The organism is Rhodovastum atsumiense (assembly GCF_937425535.1).
GTDB lineage: Bacteria > Pseudomonadota > Alphaproteobacteria > Acetobacterales > Acetobacteraceae > Rhodovastum > Rhodovastum atsumiense.
In genome coordinates this window covers 3,855,826-3,873,870 of the sequence record NZ_OW485601.1, presented here as the reverse complement: position 1 = coordinate 3,873,870, position 18,045 = coordinate 3,855,826, and the positions used below count along the sequence as shown (strand labels likewise).

The window sequence follows — 18,045 nt, the reverse complement described above, 5'->3', positions numbered from 1 at the left end:
GATGTCCACGCGTGCCGACCGCCTGCTCGGGGCCATCACCGCCGCCGCCCTCGCCCTCGGTGCCTGGCAGGGGCTCGCCGCCCTGGCCGCGCCGCAATCACGGCTGCAGTTGCAGGAGGTGGGCTCGGTCGCGGCGGTGCTCTCCGGCCGCGCCGCGGCGGCGGTCAACCACATCATGTCGCACAACCTGCCCGCCGATCCGTGGCTGCGCGCGACCGGCGGCGTGCTGCGCTGGACGCTGTTCCGCTCCGGCGGCCCGCAGGTCGGCGTCGGCTGCGACGACTGGCTCTATCTCACCGAGGAATTGCGGCCCTGGCCCGCGGCCGAGGCGGCCATGGCCGGCCGCGCCGACCTCGTCCGCCGCGTCGCCGACCATCTGCGTGCGCGGGGGATCGGGCTGCTCGTCGTGGTGGTGCCGGACAAGGCCCGCGTCGCCGGCGCGCATCTCTGCGGCCTCGACTATTCGGCGCAGGCGCGGTCCCGCTACGCCGCCTTCGCCCGGCTGCTGGCCGCGCGCGGCATCGCCCAGGTCGATCTGCTCACAGCCTTTCGTGCCGCCGGGCAGGATCTCTATTACCGGACCGACACGCACTGGAACCAGGCGGGCGCGGCGCTCGCCGCCGCGCGGGTCGCCGACCAGTCCGACCTGCAGCCCGGAACGGCATCTTTCCGCACCGAGGCGACCGGGACGCCGGCGCCGCGCGCGGGCGATCTGCTGCGGCTGATGAGCCTCGACGCCGTGCCCGACCTGGGCTGGCCCCGGCTGCGGCCACGCCCGGACGAGGAAGCGCCGGAACGCACCATCGCCGCGGCAAGCGCGCCCGCACCCGGCCTGCTCGACGACGCGCCGCCGGTCGAGATCACGCTGCTCGGCAGTTCGTTTTCGGCGAATGGCAATTTCCTCGGCCGGCTGCGGCAGGCGTTCGGCCGCGAGGTCACCGGCTTCGCCCGCCCTGGCGGCGGCTTCGCCGGCGCCGCGCGCGAATACCTGGGCAGCACCGCCTTCCGCGAGACCCCGCCGCGGCTGGTGGTCTGGGAATTCCCCGAACGCGTGCTCGGCCAGCCACCCGGCCGGGACGAAGCGGAATTGTTGTCAACAATATTGACCGAATCGCCATCGGCCCGCTGACCGAACCACATGCGATCCATGGCAATGTTACCAGATAGCAACAACAACTTATCCCGCGTGGATTGCCTTTGCTTGCCAATCATCACCCATCGGATTAGTTTCGCACCCGGCAAACAGGACAGCGATCGATTATGCATTCAGTGGCCGCCACAGCGAAAACCGCGATTTCACGCCGTGCCGTGCTTGGCGGGCTGACCGCCGGCACGATCATGGCCGGCGTGCCAGGGCAGGCCGGCGCGGCCATCGTGAACCTGGTGGTGGTCGGCCAGGATGGCTGGCTGTTCCCGATCTGGGAGGAAGTGCGCCGCCTCGACCCGAACCGGATCCGCCAGACCACCGACCTGCTGAACGGCGCGGTCGAAATCCTGCGGCGCGCCGGCATCGAGGTGGCGATCGCCCTGTTGCCGGCCAAGGCGCGCATCTATCGCGCGGCCCTGCCGGAGGATTTCCGCTTCACCGCGCAGACCGAGCAGCGCTACGCGATGGCGCTGGAGGCGTTGCGCAAATCCGGCGCGCTGGTGCCCGATCTGGCGGCGCCGTTGCAGCGGCTGCACGCGGCGCAGCCGGCGACCCCGCTGTTCTTCAAGGGCGACACCCACTGGACCGCGGCGGGCGCCGAGTGTGCCGCCACCGAAGTTGCCAGCCAGATCAAACAGAAATTCCGGCTGCCGCCGGCGCCGCAGGGTGGCACGCGGCTCGGCGCGCCGGTCATGGCGCTGCAGGAGAAGAACGATCTGGTGGCGATGCTGCCGCTCTCCGAGGCCCCCAAGTACCGGCTGGAATCCTTCCCGGTGCGCCGGCCGCTGCAGCAGGGCGGCACTGCGCTGGTCGAGGACGACAGCGCCGACGTGGCGGTGGTCGGCAACAGCTTCCTGCAACCGCTGTTCGGCTTCGCCCCGGTGCTGTCCAACCAGCTCGACCGACCGGTGTCGCTGACCTGGAAGGTGCACCAGTACGGCCCGTACCAGACCCTGCTGTCCTGCCTCGGCAGCGACGCCTTCCGGCGCCGCCGCCCGAAGCTGGTCGTCTGGGCCATGCTGGAAATCGACATGAGCAATCCCTCCGACCGCCGCGATGTCTGGGGGCCGAACGCCATGCCGCCGGCCGCCTTCCTGCAGGAACTGCGCCGCGTGGTCGGCGGGTGATGGCGTGCTGACGCTCCTGTCCTTCCCCCGGCCGGTTGCCGCGCTGGCACTGCTGGGCGGCCTGCTCGCCGGTACGCCGGCGCGGGCGCAGCATCAGGTCTACGACCCGCTGCCGCCGCCGGGCTCGGCCTATCTGCGCTTCGTCAACGGGCTCGGCGACGCGGTGGCGCTGCGCCCCGACTTCCTGCCGGCACAGACGCTCGGCACCGCGCCGGAACAGCGCGTCTCCGCCTATCAGGTGGTCGAGAAGGTCGCCGGCCGCACGCTCGGGCTGCGGATGCAGCAGGGTGGCCAGGACAGCGAGGCCCGCCTGACGGTCGCGCCGGGCAGTTTCGTCACCGTGATCCTGGAGGCATCCGGGGAAGCCTCCGGGCGCGGCATCGACGCCGTGCCGGTGGTCGACCGCACCGAGTTCAACCAGAGCCGGGCCCGGCTGACCTTCTACAACGCCACCCCCGGCTGCGCCGCCGCCACGCTGGCGCTGGACCCGGACGGACCAGCGGTGTTCCAGGACGTGGCCCCGGGCAGCGCCAGAAGCCGCAGCGTCAACCCGGTGAGCGCACGGCTGAAGGCCGGTTGCGACGGCCAGGCAGCCCCGGCCTTCGCGTTGGAAGGGCTGGAAGCGGGCGGCATGTACAGCGTCTGGCTGATGCGGCCGGGCGAGGCCCCGACCGCGTTCCTGACCCGCGATGCAACGGCGCGATGGCGGCCCTGATGTGAAGCGGCCGCGCCGGACTGCGGCGCGTGCGCTGCTGGCCGCGGCCCTGATCGGGGGGCCGCTGGCCGGGCCGGCCCCGCTGCGGGCCCAGGATGCCGCGCCTTCCGCCACCGCGCTCACCCAGTTGATCGGCAACGCCCTGTTCTGGAACCAGCGCGGCCAGCCCGACCGGGCCAGGCAGGAGCTGGAGCGGGCCCTGGCCCTGCAGCCGCAGAACCCGGACCTGCTCGCCCTTGCCGCCCGGCTGGCCTACCAGCTCGGGGAATACGATGCCGGCGATGCCTGTACCGCCCGCCTGCGCGAGGCGGCACCGCAGGATCCCCGCCTGGCAGCGCTGGCGGCGGAGCAACGCCACAGCCCGGCGGAGCTGCAAGTGCTGGCCGAGGCCCGCAAGCTTGCCGATGCCGGCCGCAAGGAAGACGCCATCCGGCTGTATCGCCAGTTCACCCGCGGCAAGATCCCCGACAGCCTGGCGGTGGAATTCTACCTGCTGCTGGGCGGCAGCTCGACCGAGGGCTTCATCGAGGCCAGCGACGCCCTCTCCGCCGTCATGGCGCGCTGGCCGACGGAGCTGGCGTTCCGGCTGGCCTATGCGCGGCTGCAGACCTTCCAGGAAGGCGCCCGCGCCGGCGGGATCGAATTGCTGCGCGAGCTGACCCGCGAGCCGGCGGTGGCCGAACAGGCGCGCGCCGCCTGGCATGAAACCTTGCTGTGGCAGGGCGCGGATTTCCAGACGCGCGACCAGTTGGAGGCCTATCTGCGCGCCTATCCCGGCGACCCGGCGATCGAGGCAAAACTGAAGGAGGTGCGGGCGAGCCTGCCCGACGAGAGCGTGCTGGCGCGCATGCGCGGATGGGAAGCGCTGTCCTCGGGGCGCACGGAAGACGCCGAGCGCGAATTCCAGGCGGCACTCGCCGCCACCGCCGACGATGCCGAGGCGATGGTGGCGCTGGCGCTGATCCGGCGCAAGCAGAAGCGCTTCCCGGAGGCGACCAAACTGCTCGACCGCGCCTATGAACTTGCCCCCTATCGCCGCGACGAGTTCCGCGCGACGGTGGGCGACGGGGACCAGCCGGGCCAGCCGCCCGCCGAGGATGCCGGCAAGGCGGTCCGCGCGCGCTATGCCGAGGTACGGCGGCTGGCCGACCAGGGCGCGCTCGACAAGGCCGAGACACTGCTGCGCCAGCTCATGCGCCGGGACCGCACCGCCGGCAATTTCGTGGCGCTGGGCGGCATCCAGGCACGGGCGGGGCGGCTGGCCGAGGCGGAGGAGAGCTACCGCACGGCGCTCACGCTCGGCCCGCGCGGCGCCGACGCGCTGGCCGGCCTGTCCGATGTGCTGGACCGGCAGGGCAAGGCGTCGGAGAGCGAGGCGCTGCGGGCCGAGGCCGAGGAGAAGCTGACCCGCGCCGGTGACCGTGCCGGGCTGCGGCAGCTCGATCGCAGCCGCGCCGACCGGCTCCGGCGGCAGGCGACGGGTACGGGCGATCCGGTGGCGCGGATCGCACTGCTGCGCCAGGGGCTGGGGCTCGATCCCGATCATCCCTGGCTGCGGCTGGATCTGGCGCGGGCGCTGCAGAAGCAGGGCCAGGGCGCGGAGGCGCGACGGATCATGGCGGAGGGTGTTGCCGGCACCGCCGTCAGCCCGGATGCGCTGAAGGCCGCGATCGCCTTCGCCTACGAGACCGACGACCTGTCGCTGGCCAACCGGCTGATCGACCGCCTGCCGCCGCGCGAGCGCAGCGAGGCGATGCGGACCCTGCAGCAGCAGGCGGTGGCGCGCGAGCAGGTCCAGGCCGCCCTCACCAGTGGCGACGAGCCTTCCCGCATCCGCGCAGCCCTGCTTGTGCTCGCCGCGCAGCCGGATCCGGCCGGGGTGCGCGGCAACGAGATCGGTCGCGCGCTGCTGCGCCTGGGCGACAAGGGCGCGGCGCGCAGCGCGCTGCAGGCGGCGCTGGCGAGCACCGTCGCGCCCACGCCGCAGCAGCGCATCGCCTATGCCGGGGTGCTGCTGAAGGCGGGGCTGACCCGGGACGCCCGCGCGCTGGTGCGCGAGCTCGACCGGCGCGGCCTGCCGGAGCCGTCGCGCCGGCTGCTCGCGCAGGTGCTGGACGGCATCGCCGTGCAGCAATCCGACCGGCTGAACGAGCAAGGCCGGCCGGCGGAAGCGTTCGAGGCGCTGGCGCCGCGCCTGTCCGGCGATCCCGCCGATCCCGGGCTCAATCTGGCGCTCGGCCGGATCTACCAGGACAACGGCAGGCCGCGCGAGGCGCAGGCCATCACCGAGACGCTGCTGCAGCGCCATCCCGACAATCTCGACGTCCGCCTCACCGCGGTGACGACAGCGATCCGGCGCGGCGAGCTCGCCGAAGCGGAACGGCTGCTGGCCGAGACCCGCGACATGTTCCCCGAGGAGCCACGCGTGTACGTGGCCTCCGCCACCCTGGCGAAAGCCCGAGGACAGAACGGCAAAGCCATGAACGACCTGGAGAAGGCACGCATGCTGCGCGAACGGCAGCTCGTGAAACCCGAGTGACGCCGCACCGCGCCCTGCTGCTGGCCATCGCCATGGCCCTGGCCATCCCGGCCGCCGCCCTGGCGCAGCCCATGCCAGGGGTGTGCGGCCTGCCGGCGCGGGCGGCGCGCCCGGCGGATGCGCAACCGACCTATCTGCCCATCCCAAGCTGGCGCGAGCGCGCCACCCTGCTGGAACGCGAGCTGGCGGCCCGCCAGGGCGCGCGGGCGGGGATGCTGTTCCTGGGCGATTCCATCGTCGAGGGCTGGTACCAGGTCGTGTTTGACCTGTTCTACGCGCAGCGCGGCGCGATCAATCTCGGCATCGGCGGCGACACCACCCAGGGGCTGCTGTGGCGGCTCGCGCGCACCCCGCTCAACACGCTGCGGCCGCGCCTGGTGGTGGTGCTGATCGGCACCAACAATCTCTGGCCGTCCAAGGCGCCGGAAGACGTCGCCTATGGCATCGGCGAGGTGATCAGCCAGATCCGCCAGCGCTCGCCGGACAGCCGGATCCTGCTGCTCGGGCTGATGCCGCGCGGCCCCGGCCCGGAGCACCCGCTGCGCCAGTTGCAGCAGAAGGTGAACACGCTGATCGCCCGCTGTGCCGATGGCGTCTCGGTGTTTTATGCCGATCCCGGCGCGCTGCTGCTCGATGCGCAGGGACGGCTGCCGGCTCAGATCGCGCAGGACTTCCTGCACCCGAGCTGGGTCGGCTACGGCATCCTCTCGGGGGCGCTGGAGCCGACGATCCGGCGCCTGCTGCCACCGGCCGCGAACTGACAGGCGGCCCGCGGATGACTTCGATATCGAAACAGCGCAGACTTGCCGCTGCCGGCGCGGGCGACGCGCAGGCCGGCGGGATGGAGGATCGGATGCATAGGATCGGCCGGCGCGCGGCGGTTCTCGGGACTGCCTCGGCGCTTCTGGCGTCATCCCCCGCGTTCGCGCAGACGGGGCGGCCCTCCGCCCTCCGCGGCAAGGATGGATGGGTCTACGGGATCTGGGACAAGGCCGTGCCGGTCGATCCCCGCCAGGCCAACGAGACGCGGCAGGTCCTCACCGACACCGTGTCGCTGCTGCGCCAGGCCGGCATCGCCACCGCCTTCTGCCTGGTGCCGGCGAAGGCGACCGTCTATCCGGATTTCGCGCCGGAGGAGCTGCTCGCCCCCGCGCGCGGCCCGACGCGCTACGCCGAGGGGTTGCAGGTCCTGCGTGGCTGCGGCGGCATCGCCGCCGACCTCGCCGCGCTGTTCGCCCGGCTGCGGCGGGAGGCCCCGGCCGAGCCGCTGTATTTCAAAACCGATTCGCACTGGACGGCCTTCGCCGCGGAAGCTGCCGCCGCCGAGACCGCGAAGCTGGTCGCGGAGCGGCTCACCCTGCCGAAGAGCACCCGTCCCTTCACCCGGCTCGGCGTCGCGGTGCGCCAGCCCTACACGCGCCACGACCTGGTGCCGCTGTTGCCGCCCGCCGAGCGCAGCGCCGTTGCCGCGGAAACCCAGATGATCCGTCCGCCGCTGCAGGGCGGCGGCCTGATCGACGACGACAAGGCCGATGTCGCGGTGATCGGCAGCAGCTACATGAACACGCCCTACAATTTCGCCCCGGCGCTGTCGCAGGCGCTGGCACGGCCGGTCAGCCTGATGTGGAAGCAATTGCCGAACAGCGTCTTCGACGTGATGCGCGAGTACCTGGAAGGCCCGTCCTTCCGGAAGAACCGTCCGGCGCTGATCGTGTGGAACTTCGTCGAGACCAATGTCTTCCTCGGCCCCAATGTCGCGCTGCAGCCGCTGCGGCCCGACCAGTTCCTCGCGCGCGTGCGCGGCGCCCTGGCGGCCTAGGGGGGACAGGCCACCTTGGCGGGGTTGCAGCGCAGGTCACGTCGTCACGTAGGGCGGATAAGCGCAGCGCAATCCGCCATCGCACTGCTCCACGAGGTGGCCACCTTCCGCCGGCGGATTGCGCTGCGCTTATCCGCCCTGCATTCGATGGTCCGCGCGCCCGGGAAAGGCACCGGCGCGGGCGAAGACGGTGACGGAGAAACCGCCCCGCGATGAGTCACACAACAGCCGAACGCCAGAATGGCCCTGATGGCGACCGAAACGCCCCGGGGGAGCACGATGCGATGCCGCGGTGCCGACCGCATCCGCGCGGGACGGTGCTGCTCGTGGCCCTGCTTGCGGTCATGATAGCCGGCCTGCCCCCGGCCGGCGCGCAGATCCCACCGCAGGGCCAGCCGCAGCCCCAGCAACCCGCCTCCCTTCTGGCGCAGATCTACCAGAATGCGCTGTTCTGGGAGAACAACGACCGCCCGGAGCTGGCGCTGCAGGAGGCGGAGCGCGCGCTCGGCATCTGGCCGGCCAATCCCGACCTGCTGGCCATGGCCGCCCGGCTCTCGTCCCAGCTCGGCCACGACGCCGCGGCCGAGACCTATCGCCGGCAGTTGCGCGAGGTCGCCCCCGGTGATACGGCCCTCGCGGCGGCGGCGGAACGCCCGCTCGGCCCGGCCGAACGGGCGACGCTGGAAGAAGCCCGCAAGCTCGCCGCCGCCGGCCGCAGCCAGGATGCGCTGCGGCTTTATCGCCGGCTGTGGCAGGGCAAGGTGCCGGAGAACCTGGCCACCGAATACTATCTCGTGCTGGGCAGCTCCTCGCCGGAGGGCTTCGCCACCGCCAACACGGAACTGGCGCGCGCCGCCGAGCGCCAGCCGCTGAACATCTATCTCCGGCTGGCCTATGCGCGGCTGCAGACCTTCCAGGAAGGCACGCGGCCGGCGGGGATGCGGCAGTTGCGCGAGCTGAACCACCAGCCGCTGACGGCGCAGGCCGCCCGCGACGCCTGGCGCGAGGCGCTGCTCTGGCAGGGGGCGAACGCCGAGACCGAGCAGCAGCTCACGGCCTATCTGCAGGACTATCCCGACGACACGAAGATCGTGCAGAGGCGCGACGAGGTGCACCAGACGCTGCAGCCCAACCGCGGCCCGATGGCGCGCATCCGCGGCTACGAGGCGCATGCGCAGGGCAAGCTGGCGGAAGCCGAGCGGGAATTCCGCACCGCCCTGGCCGAGGATCCCGAGGATGCCGAGACCATGGTCTTCCTGGGGATGATGCTGCGCCGGCAGAACCGGCAGGCCGAGGCGACCAAACTGATCGAGCGCGCCTTCGCGCTGGCCCCGGACCGGCGCGACGAATTCCGCGCCACCCTGGGCGAGACCGCCGCCGCCGCGGCGCGCGCGCAATATGCCCAGGTCAACCGGCTCGCCGACCAGGGCAAGTACGACCAGGCCGAACGGCTGCTGCGGCAGTTGATGCAGAAGGACCGCAATGCCGGCAATTACCTGACCCTGGGCAACATCCAGTTGCGGGCGGGCCGGCTGGCCGAGGCCGAGGAAAACCTGCGCCGCGCCGTGCAGATGGCGCCGGGCAATGCGGATGCCGTGCTGGGGCTGGCCGACGCGCTGGCCCGCCAGGGGCGCGGGCAGGAGGCCGATGCGCTCTATGCCCAGGCCCAGGAGCTGTTCACCAGAAGCGGCAACCGGACCGGGCTGCAGGCGCTGCGCCGCAGCCGGGCGGAGCGGCTGCGGGTCCAGGCGACGAAGCTCGACGACGCGGATGCGCGGATCGCCCTGCTCCGCTCGGGGCTGGCGCTGGATCCGGGCCATGCCTGGCTGCGGCTGGACCTGGCACGGGACCTGCTGAAGCAGGGCCAGCGCGCCGAGGCGAAGCAGGTCATGGCCGGGGCGCTCGCCGGCGACCGCGCCGACCCGGATGCGTTGCAGGCGGCGATCGCCTTCGCCCAGGACACCGACGACCTGGCCCTGGCCAACCAGTTGATCGCCCGCCTGCCGGCCCGCAACCGCACCCGCTCGATGCAGGACCTGCAGGAACGGCAGGCGATCCAGGAGCAGGTACGGCAGGCCGCCGATGCCACGGAGCCGGAGGCGGCGCGGGCGCGGCTGCTGGCGCTGGCCGCCGCCGCGGACCCGAACGGGGTGCGCGGCAGCACGATCGGCCGCACGCTGCTGCGCATGGGCGACAAGGCCGGGATGCGGGCGGCGATCCGCGCGGCACTGGCGAGCACCACCGCGCCCACGTCGCAGCAGCGCATCGCCTATGCCGGGGTGTTGCTGGAAGGGGGGATGACCCAGGACGCGCGCACGCTGCTGCGTGGCATCGACCGGGCCAGCCTGCCGGTCGCGCTGCGCGGCGGGGCCGACCAGTTGATGAACGGCATCGCCGTGCAGCAGGCCGACCGGCTGAACGAGCAGGGCCGGCCGGCGGAGGCGTTCGACGTGCTGGCGCCGCGGCTGGCGGGCAACGCCGCCGATCCCGGGCTCAACCTGGCGCTGGGCCGGCTGTACCAGAAGAACGGCAAGCCGGAGGAAGCGCGCAGCATCACCGACACGCTGCTGCAACGCAGCCCCGACAGCATCGAGGTACGGCTGGCGGCGCTGGACCTGGCGATCCAGCAGCACGATTTCAGCCGCGCCGGGCGCCTGCTGGCGGAGACCCGGGACTTGTTTCCCGGCGATCCCCGCACCTATGTCGCCTCGGCCCGGCTGGCCAGGGCACAGGGGCGGACCGGCGCGGCGATCGACGATCTGGAACGGGCCCGGGAGCTGCGCGAACGCCAGCTCCGCTGAGACGGCGGATGCACCGGCCCCGCCCCCACGCGCAGACCGGTCAGCCCCGCGGGCTGCCGGCAGCACGTGGCCGAAACGGCAAGCGACACGCTCATGCCCCTGGCGGACAGCGGATCTTCTGGCCGATCATCACGCAGGCGGTTGCATCAGGTACGCTGATCGCATACCGACGAATGCGACATCTACGCCCGACTACCAGCCTGGGGCTACGCGCACAAGACGGTCTGCCACGCTCACGGTGAGTATGCGCGCGATGAAGATGGCGATGAATTCTGTGAAGTTCACGTCAACACCATTGAGGGCTTCTGGTCGCTGCTGCGCTCCTGGCTTCGCCCTCACCGGGGCATCTCGCAGGACAAGTTGCCGCTCTATCCCGGCTTCTTCCAGTTCGTGCATAACGCCCGTCGCCGTGGCAAGGCCCTGCTCAGTGCCCTCGTGGGTGGCCTGGTCGGGTGAGGCATTCTACCACCCCGCGACCCGACAAGAGCCAAACGGAAACAAGAAATTGGGCTGCATGCACTGGTTCGAGTTCCACATATTTTGAATTTAAAATATTGTCATTTCTTATTATTGAAGCGGAAATTTTCCACTAAGGCGATAAAATGACGATGTCGAGGAAATCGTGCCAGACGACGACCGCTCCCGGCACCGTGAATCCCGGTGCCACACAAGCGGTTGGGGCGGGCACCGCAAGTGGAAGCCCCCTCGCTGGGCTCCTTGGCTGTTCGGTGAGTTCGTTGGCACTCGTGCCGGAAACCGGAGACGGCTTCCTTACAGCTTCTTTCACGGTAGCGGCAGTCGCCGTGGGCACCGATACGTCCGCCACCGGGGACGTATCGGTGCAACTGATCACGCGCGGTCCGGCGACCTTCGCGTTTGGAACCGCCACGCTGACGGCAACCGCCCTTGCGTCCGCGGGCCAGACCGCCGACACCGACATCCAACAGGCACTGGACGTCTCTGGCGCGGACCTCTTCATCGAACGCCGTGTCACGGCCACGGGCAATGGCAGCATCGGCACTGGGTCCTGGTCTTCGGACATGGCGCAGGTCAGCTTCTTCGCCCTGGAATTCCAGGGACTGACGTTCCTCGGCGGCCCGATCACCGTCACGGATGCGACGGCTTCGACGATAAGCAGCCCTCCCGCGACCATCAGCAGCGACGGCGGCAGTGCGAGTGCCGCGTTCGATGCCAGCGCGATCGCCATTGGTGTCTATCCCGGCCTGAGCACGCAGGCCATTACGCAGACACTGGCCATTGCGGGGGAAGTATCCAGCGGAACCGCCACGGCCATGGTGGACAGCGGCAGGCCGGAAGCAGGAGCTACACCGTCCGGAAAGGTCTACCGGCAGGTTGGCTGCGGCAACACGGCCCTTTGCGTCGGAGAGGGGGACAACTGGGTGTTCGCCGGCGGCAGAAAAGTGGCCACCATCGCCGGGAATGGCAACAACACGATTTTCACTGGCGGTGGCCCTGCCGTCATCTCCGCGGGCAACGGGGACAACTGGGTGTTCGCCAGCGGCAGCCGCAATCTGATCACGTTAGGAAACGGCGACAACATTGTCTATGGCGGCGCTGGCGACGATGTGATCGTACTCGGGTCCGGCACCAATGCGGTCTGCGCCGGACGCGGCAACGACATCGTCAAGAGCGGGGCGGGCAATGATACGTTCCTCCTCGGGACCCCCGGACAGTGCGGCGACGGCCAGGATGTGTTCACCGGTGGTGGCGGATCCGACTGGTACCTGCTGACCGGGGCCTTCGGCAGTGATGTCATCACTGACTTCCGGGTCCGTGATGACGATCGGTTGATCATGTACCAAGGAGCCTGGGGCACGGACAAAGACCTGCAGGAAAATAACGGCAAGACGGTATGGCTGCAACGGACGGGGGGAGACGCCCGTGACCTGCAGGTCACCCTGAACTTCGGCGGCAGCAATGCCGTGATGACGCTCAGTGACTTTTTTGTCAACAATCCCGCCTATGCTGGGATTCCAAGATGGGGCGTCCTGAGCGATGCGCAGGCACTGCCCCTCCTGCGGAGCGTCTTCGTCAGCGGGACAACCAGCACCGAGGCAATTTCGCGGAACCAGCCTTTCATCATCGGCGACCAGCTCTCCATCCTGTCCGCCCTGGCGTGAAGCCGATGGCACCCGGCGAACGTCAGACCTTTCGCCGGGTGCCATCGCACGTCGGGCTGACCCGCCGTGGATGAAAGATGTCCGGACTGCGGCATCGAATCTTGATAGCTGGCACAGTTTTTTGTTGATAACCCGCTTTTGAGATTTGTTTCAGAAACGCCAGCACACGGATTCTGCGCTGGCGCGCGGCCGGGTCCGGCGTGGCGTGCTCATGCGCCCGCCGCCCGAAGGACCGGCCCGTTCGGGAACAGCCAGCCGGTCTGCCCTGGTATTCGCACGTGGTCGCGGTACGAAAGCGGCGAGGGCCGTGCTACCCCGCCATCAGCACGCGGCTGCGGTTCAGCCCGTCGCCACGTTCCTGCCAAGCCAGGCGGGACAGCAGCACCAGGGCGGCAGCGTAATAGTCGTTGCAGTCACGCACCGAGGGGATGTCGGCCGGAAACCCCGTCAGCCGCGGATCGGCCGGGGCCGTCAGCGCCAACTGCGCCACCGCCCTGAAGCCAGGCGATGCCTGGTAGCCCGCCTGCGCCTCCGTCATCAGGTCGACCCAGGCCGGCAGGCTGTTGCGGTGGCTGACCCAGAAGGAGGCCAGGGCAGCGCGCATCTGCGGCGGCATCAGCCCGCTCCAGGACAAGTACAGCGGGATGCGGATGGCATCGTAGGAGAAGCGTGGCGGCCATTTCGGATCGGGCCGCAGCCTGCCGTCACGGTCGACGCGCAGCCAGTCGGGCGGCAGTTTCCAGCTCCCGAACCGCCCGGCCTGCAGCAGGGCCATCCCGTCGGTGGCGATGCGCGGCCACAGCGGCGAGGGAAACGCCAGGGCCAGGTCAGCCATCATGGGGAAGGCGTAATAGGACAGGTTGACCGTGGTGCCGTGGGCGAGAACGAAGCCCTCGACCCCCGGCAGCAACACCATGTGCGGGCCGGCCGGCCGCACCAGCAGCGTCAGGATGTCCTGCGCCATGGTGCGCGCCTGCACCGCGTAGTCCGGCCGCTGCCAGCGCAGGGCGGCGCGCCACAGCGCGGCGGCGACGAAGATGTCGCCATCGGTCGCGTTGTTCCAGTCCGCGACCGGCACCCGGTCTCCCGGACGGTAGCGCCAGGCATGCAGGCTGTCCGAGGACCGCCGCAGCGTGCTGGCCGTCCAGCCGCGGATCGCCTCGAAACTCTCCCGGTCGTCGAAGGCCACGGCGAACAGCATGCCCCAGCCCTGCCCTTCGGTATGCGAGCAATTGCCGTTGCCGGTATCGACCACCCGGCCGTCACCAGTGACGTAGCGTGACCTGAAGGTTTCCCATTCCTCGCGATTGACACCGGGGAAACGCGCGCTGGAAAGGCTGTGCGCCGGGGCCGGCCGCGCGCCGAGCCCCGCCAGCAGAAGCCCCCCGGACACCGTCGACAGGGCATCCCGGCGCCAGATCCGGCGCTGCAGCTGAGGATTCAAAAACCCATCTCCATCACGAGAGCAGAATGGCATGAATTCGAGACACGGACAATTTTTGATATGTTATGTTAACAAGATCTGAAACGTTCAACTCCGTTTCAATGCCCGCAGCAACACATGCGCGCGAAAAGGATGACGCCGACATAGAACGACATAAAGCATGAAACGTGCCATGCCTGCCTCCCGGCTATCGCAAATATTTCATAAACGAAATATTCTGCCACTGCGGTCAATTCGGTGTGCGTCAGCAAAAATATCTATTACGTAAATAATATGATTTTGCTTTCTTAATAAGCACCATTCGTCTATCAAGACATCGGGGCAGGACAGCTCACACTGCAAGTAGAAAGATTGCTTTCATGCAACCGATATTGTCGCGTCTTCCGGTGCTCACGAAGGTGGCGATTCCCGTGGCCATGCTGTTGCTGACCTGCATCGGCATCGTCACCTATGCCGGCCTGGCCTTGCAGGCCGGGCAGGCCGAGCGCGCCTATGACCACGCCCGCCGCCTGCCCGCCCTCGAGGCCATCCGGGAAGCCCGTTCCGACATGCGGGCGGCCGCGAATTCCAGCAGCAAGGCGCAGATCGCCACCCTCGCCGCCGACCGCGACAAGCTGATCGCCGATTTCCACGGCTTCATGGCCGCCGTCCGCGAGGATATCGGGCGCTGGGCGTCCAGCAGCGACCTGCCCGGCACCGCGGCGCGCGCGGAGCGGATGCAGGGGCTGGTGGGCGAGTTCGACCGCACCATCGGCACCATCCTGCGCATGAAGGCCCGCGGCGAGGACGCCGCGCAGCCCGAGGAATTCCGCCGCGTCAGCACCGCGGCGGGCCAGATCCGGCTGACGCTGGAACCCCTGGTCGGCGAGGCCATCGACGAGGCCCATGCCGCGCTGGAAGCGGCGCAGCGCCGGGCCGGCGCCGGGAACGCGGCAACGCTGCTGACCCTGGTCCTGGGCTCGGCGGCCGCCATCCTGGTCAGCGCGGCGGTGGCGGCCTGGATCGCCATCCGGCAGATCTCCCACCCGCTGCTGCGGATGACCGGGCTGATGCAGCGCCTGACCGATGGCGAGCTCGACCTCACCATCGAGGGCACCGCGCGGCAGGATGAAATCGGTGCCATCGCACGTGCCCTGGCGCATTTCCGCGAAACCGCGGTGCAGCAGCGGGCGCTGGCGGCATCGGCCGCGGCCGAGCAGGCGGCGAAGCACGCCCGCGCCGAGCGCCTGGGCCAGTTGGTCGCGCAGTTCGAGCCACAGGTGGCGAGCCTGGTCGCGGGCCTCGGCGCGCAGACGACGGAGCTGACGCAGACGGCCCAGGCGATGCGCGGCACCGCGCACCGGACGCAGGAACAGGCCGATGCCGTTTCGGCGGTCGCCGGCCAGGTCAACCTTGCCATGCAGACCGTCGCCACCGCGTCGGAGGAACTGACCGCCTCGATCGGGGAGATCAGTCGTCAGGTCACGCAGTCGGCCCGGGTGACCGGCCAGGCCGTGCAGGACGCGCGACGCACCGACGGCATCGTCCGCGGCCTCGCGACGGCGGCCGAGCGGATCGGCGACGTGGTCGGGCTGATCTCCGGCATCGCCGGCAAGACCAACCTGCTCGCGCTCAACGCCACCATCGAGGCCGCCCGCGCCGGCGCGGCCGGAAGCGGCTTCGCCGTCGTCGCCGCCGAGGTGAAGCAGCTCTCCACGCAGACCCACCGGGCGACCGAGGAGATCACCACCCAGATCGCGCAGATCCAGGACGCCACCCGCGAGGCCGTCGCCGCCATCAAGGGCATTACCGCGACCGTCGAGGAAGTCAGCGCCATCGCCACCACCATCGCCGCCGCCGTCGAGGAACAGGGCACCGCGACCGCGGAGATCACCCGCCACACCCAGGCGACCGCCGCCGCCTCCAACCGCGCCGGCAGCTCCATCCAGGGCGTGCAGGACGCCGCGCGGAGCACCGGCGCGGCCTCGGCGGCGGTGGACACGGCGGCGACGGCGCTGTCGCAGGGGGCGACATCGCTGTCGCGGGAAATCCACGCCTTCCTCGAAGGGGTGCGGGCCGCCTGACGCAGGGCATGGCCGGGGGACGGCGCCCGTCCCCCGGTCAGCGCGCAACCTGCCCGAAGGTGGACGAGCCGATCTCCCGCACTTTCGCCAGCGTCTCGGTGAAGTCACCGACATCGAGCGGCCGCGACCCGGAGAACGGGTAGTCCAGCAGCCCGATCGCCACCAGGATCAGGCTGATCGAACAACTGAAGGTCACGCCGAACAGCAGGTGGGTGGGCAGATACGCCGTGCCCGACATCGCCACGAACAGGGTCAGCACCACGCCGAAGGCGATCAGCAGCCACCAGGTCACCGCCGGCACGCCCTCCCCCGCCTGGAAGACCCGCATCTCCCGCCGCGCATGCGCATCGGCCAGCAGCGTCAGCATGTGATCGCGCAGCACCGCGTCCTGCGGGCGCATGGCGTCGATCCCGCTGACAGTCGCCAGCATCACGCGAAACTTCTCGACGGCGTCCGGGCTGGCGGTGTGGTGTTCGCTCATCATCGGCCATTCCACCTTCACCACCGTCTCGAGATAGGCGGCGATGTCCTCGCGCAGCCGCGCGCCCTGTTCCGGCGGCAACGTACCGGACAGCATGGCGACGGCATGCAGGTCGCCGCATTCGATGCTGACCGCCTCCGCCGCCGCGGTGACATCCGCGAGCACCTGGCTGAACACGAAGGCCAGCAGCACCGCGTAGATCACCCCGAGCTGCAGGAACAGCGCGCTGCCCACCTCGTGATGACGGCGCCGCAGCTCGACACGCAGCAGCCGGAACGCCAGCGCACTGAGCGCGAGCGTCGCCAGGCAACTGCCGAGAACGATCAGCACCGCCACCCCGTACGTCATCCGCCTGCCCCGCGCCGCCGGGGGGCACGTCGCGTCCGCCCGGATGATTGACCGCCAACGACCGGCTGCCTCGATGCCGGCCGGGCCGCCCGAAGCCGTCTTTGATCCGGTCCATGGCCGCTCCGTCAGCCCCGCGCGGAGAGTTGATCCCGCGCGGGGCCGGCGGTCAGGCGTGCACCTTCTCCAGCTCGGCGATGTAGGTCCGCATGAAGCTGTCGACCATGCCGGGATGCTTGCCGGAGATCAGGTCGCCATCGATCACCAGCTCCGCGGTCTGGTCGCCGTCGTACACCACCTCGCCGCCGGCATTCTCCACGTCGCAGATGATGTTGTGCGCGCAGGTCACGCGCCGTCCCGCCAGCAATGAACGGTCGGCGCAGAACAGCCACAGGCTGTGGCAGATCGTGCCGGTCTTCAGCCCCGGCGTCGCCACCGCCCGGCGCAGGAAACGCACCGCCGGGGCCATGTTCGGCTGGCCCTTGCGCGGATTGGCCTGGTAGCGCAGCCGGTCGGTCGCATAGGCGCCGATCAGCAGGATGCCGCGGTAGTCGCGGATATCAGCCGTTTCCACCTCGGTGGTGACGGTCACCTCGGCACCGATCCGGCCGTCATCCGGGTTGGCACGGAAATGCAGCGACGGATTGCCCCACAGATGCGAGAGATAGACCACCTGGTAGCCATGGGCCGGGAAGAAGTCATTGAACTTCAGGAACTCGGTCTGGTCGAAATGCTCTTCGATCAGCACCCCGATCCGCCCCCGGACGGGCTCGCCGAAAATGCCCGTGCCGGCATCGGCGGTCATGCGCCTCCCCCTTTCTCCACCAGGGCCAGCAGATGCGCCGGCGCGGTGACGTCGCGATAGAAGGTCAACTGCTCGCTCTTGAAGTAACAGCCGCCGCGGTGCCCGCGCCGCACCCAGCAGACGCTGCCCTTGGCCACCGTCTCGTGCGTCGCGTCGTCCAGCGCCGCCCATTCGAAATGGACGAACTCGCTCCAGAACAGCACGATCGGCCAGGTCATGGTGACACCGGGCTGGGCGATCAGCGCCCACCAGTGCTTCTCCCGCTCCCGCTGCGCGGTGGTGCCGAAATACGGCCCGTCCTGGCAGAAATAGACCAGGTCCTCGCGGTACTCGCCGGTCAGGATATCGCCACGGCGCTGGCGCAACGCCTCGCAATGCGTCGGCCACCATTCGCGGTTTTCAGCCTCGATCCGGGCGGCGGTGTAGTCGGGGCCGATCTCAGGCAGCTCCGCTTCCTTGCGACGGACCAGCTCCTCGGCAAGCCGGATCAGCCGGGCGCGGACTTCCTCGGGAACGCCGCCCGGCCGCGAATAATCCGCGGCCAGCTCGGCGTAATGGTTCCTGCGTTGCGACAGGTTCTGCTGTGGCATGGGAAGGACTTCCTTGGCAGGGCGCGAT

General features: G+C 70.0%; 13 protein-coding genes and 1 pseudogene. 10 read left to right on the top strand and 4 right to left on the bottom strand.

Annotation, left to right across the window (positions count from 1 at the left end):
* Position 1: 1 nt before the first annotated feature.
* The 9 genes and pseudogenes from NBY65_RS17655 (at position 2) to NBY65_RS17615 (ending at position 12,289) form a co-directional block, all read left to right on the top strand.
* Positions 2-1,129, top strand: coding sequence for an alginate O-acetyltransferase AlgX-related protein (locus NBY65_RS17655; RefSeq protein ID WP_150043843.1), 1,128 nt, complete (start codon positions 2-4; stop codon positions 1,127-1,129).
* A 131-nt stretch (positions 1,130-1,260) separates the two neighbouring features.
* Positions 1,261-2,274: an alginate O-acetyltransferase AlgX-related protein gene (locus NBY65_RS17650; protein ID WP_150043845.1), complete on the top strand. Its 1,014-nt coding sequence runs from the start codon at positions 1,261-1,263 to the stop codon at positions 2,272-2,274.
* Positions 2,275-2,278: 4 nt separating this feature from the next.
* Entirely contained in the window at positions 2,279-2,989 is a 711-nt protein-coding gene (locus NBY65_RS17645) for an ABC transporter permease (RefSeq protein ID WP_150043847.1), read from the top strand.
* Between the two features lies 1 nt (position 2,990).
* The gene (locus NBY65_RS17640) at positions 2,991-5,528 is read left to right on the top strand and encodes a tetratricopeptide repeat protein (RefSeq protein ID WP_162530794.1); all 2,538 of its coding nucleotides are present in this window, start codon (positions 2,991-2,993) and stop codon (positions 5,526-5,528) included.
* Entirely contained in the window at positions 5,525-6,289 is a 765-nt protein-coding gene (locus tag NBY65_RS17635) for a GDSL-type esterase/lipase family protein (RefSeq protein WP_239003043.1), read from the top strand. The genes NBY65_RS17640 and NBY65_RS17635 overlap by 4 nt, the downstream gene beginning before the upstream one ends.
* Positions 6,290-6,381: 92 nt before the next feature.
* On the top strand, positions 6,382-7,347 hold the full coding sequence (locus tag NBY65_RS17630) for an alginate O-acetyltransferase AlgX-related protein (protein WP_162530795.1): 966 nt from the start codon (positions 6,382-6,384) through the stop codon (positions 7,345-7,347).
* Between the two features lie 284 nt (positions 7,348-7,631).
* On the top strand, positions 7,632-10,148 hold the full coding sequence (locus NBY65_RS17625) for a tetratricopeptide repeat protein (RefSeq protein WP_162530796.1): 2,517 nt from the start codon (positions 7,632-7,634) through the stop codon (positions 10,146-10,148).
* A gap of 174 nt (positions 10,149-10,322) precedes the next feature.
* A pseudogene (locus NBY65_RS33835) lies at positions 10,323-10,604 on the top strand (hypothetical protein); the annotation flags it as partial.
* 290 nt (positions 10,605-10,894) lie between these two features.
* Positions 10,895-12,289: a calcium-binding protein gene (locus NBY65_RS17615; RefSeq protein WP_239003048.1), complete on the top strand. Its 1,395-nt coding sequence runs from the start codon at positions 10,895-10,897 to the stop codon at positions 12,287-12,289.
* Positions 12,290-12,599: 310 nt separating this feature from the next.
* Here the strand turns inward: NBY65_RS17615 and NBY65_RS17610 are convergent, their stop codons facing one another.
* A complete protein-coding gene (locus tag NBY65_RS17610) occupies positions 12,600-13,733 on the bottom strand; it encodes a glycosyl hydrolase family 8 (RefSeq protein ID WP_162530797.1) in 1,134 nt (377 codons plus the stop codon).
* 359 nt (positions 13,734-14,092) lie between these two features.
* Between NBY65_RS17610 and NBY65_RS17605 the strand changes: the two genes are divergently transcribed.
* A complete protein-coding gene (locus NBY65_RS17605) occupies positions 14,093-15,796 on the top strand; it encodes a methyl-accepting chemotaxis protein (RefSeq protein WP_150043859.1) in 1,704 nt (567 codons plus the stop codon).
* Positions 15,797-15,833: 37 nt separating this feature from the next.
* Here the strand turns inward: NBY65_RS17605 and NBY65_RS17600 are convergent, their stop codons facing one another.
* From NBY65_RS17600 to NBY65_RS17590, 3 genes are all read right to left on the bottom strand, one after another.
* On the bottom strand, positions 15,834-16,625 hold the full coding sequence (locus NBY65_RS17600; RefSeq protein WP_150043861.1) for a bestrophin-like domain: 792 nt from the start codon (positions 16,623-16,625) through the stop codon (positions 15,834-15,836).
* Between the two features lie 166 nt (positions 16,626-16,791).
* Positions 16,792-17,427, bottom strand: a complete 636-nt coding sequence (locus NBY65_RS17595; protein ID WP_150043863.1) for a DJ-1/PfpI family protein — start codon at positions 17,425-17,427, stop codon at positions 16,792-16,794.
* On the bottom strand, positions 17,424-18,017 hold the full coding sequence (locus NBY65_RS17590) for a hypothetical protein (RefSeq protein WP_203330658.1): 594 nt from the start codon (positions 18,015-18,017) through the stop codon (positions 17,424-17,426). Before NBY65_RS17590 ends, NBY65_RS17595 begins: the two co-directional genes overlap by 4 nt.
* Between the last annotated feature and the right edge of the window lie 28 nt (positions 18,018-18,045).

Excerpts from the sequence above, each read along its gene's own strand:
- NBY65_RS17655 (WP_150043843.1), top strand. The coding sequence starts at position 2 with ATGTCCACGCGTGCCGACCGCCTGCTCGGGGCCATCACCGCCGCCGCC.
- NBY65_RS17650 (WP_150043845.1), top strand. The coding sequence starts at position 1,261 with ATGCATTCAGTGGCCGCCACAGCGAAAACCGCGATTTCACGCCGTGCC.
- NBY65_RS17630 (WP_162530795.1), top strand. The coding sequence starts at position 6,382 with ATGCATAGGATCGGCCGGCGCGCGGCGGTTCTCGGGACTGCCTCGGCG.
- NBY65_RS17625 (WP_162530796.1), top strand. The coding sequence starts at position 7,632 with ATGCCGCGGTGCCGACCGCATCCGCGCGGGACGGTGCTGCTCGTGGCC.
- NBY65_RS17605 (WP_150043859.1), top strand. The coding sequence starts at position 14,093 with ATGCAACCGATATTGTCGCGTCTTCCGGTGCTCACGAAGGTGGCGATT.
- NBY65_RS17600 (WP_150043861.1), bottom strand. The coding sequence starts at position 16,625 with ATGACGTACGGGGTGGCGGTGCTGATCGTTCTCGGCAGTTGCCTGGCG.
- NBY65_RS17595 (WP_150043863.1), bottom strand. The coding sequence starts at position 17,427 with ATGACCGCCGATGCCGGCACGGGCATTTTCGGCGAGCCCGTCCGGGGG.
- NBY65_RS17590 (WP_203330658.1), bottom strand. The coding sequence starts at position 18,017 with ATGCCACAGCAGAACCTGTCGCAACGCAGGAACCATTACGCCGAGCTG.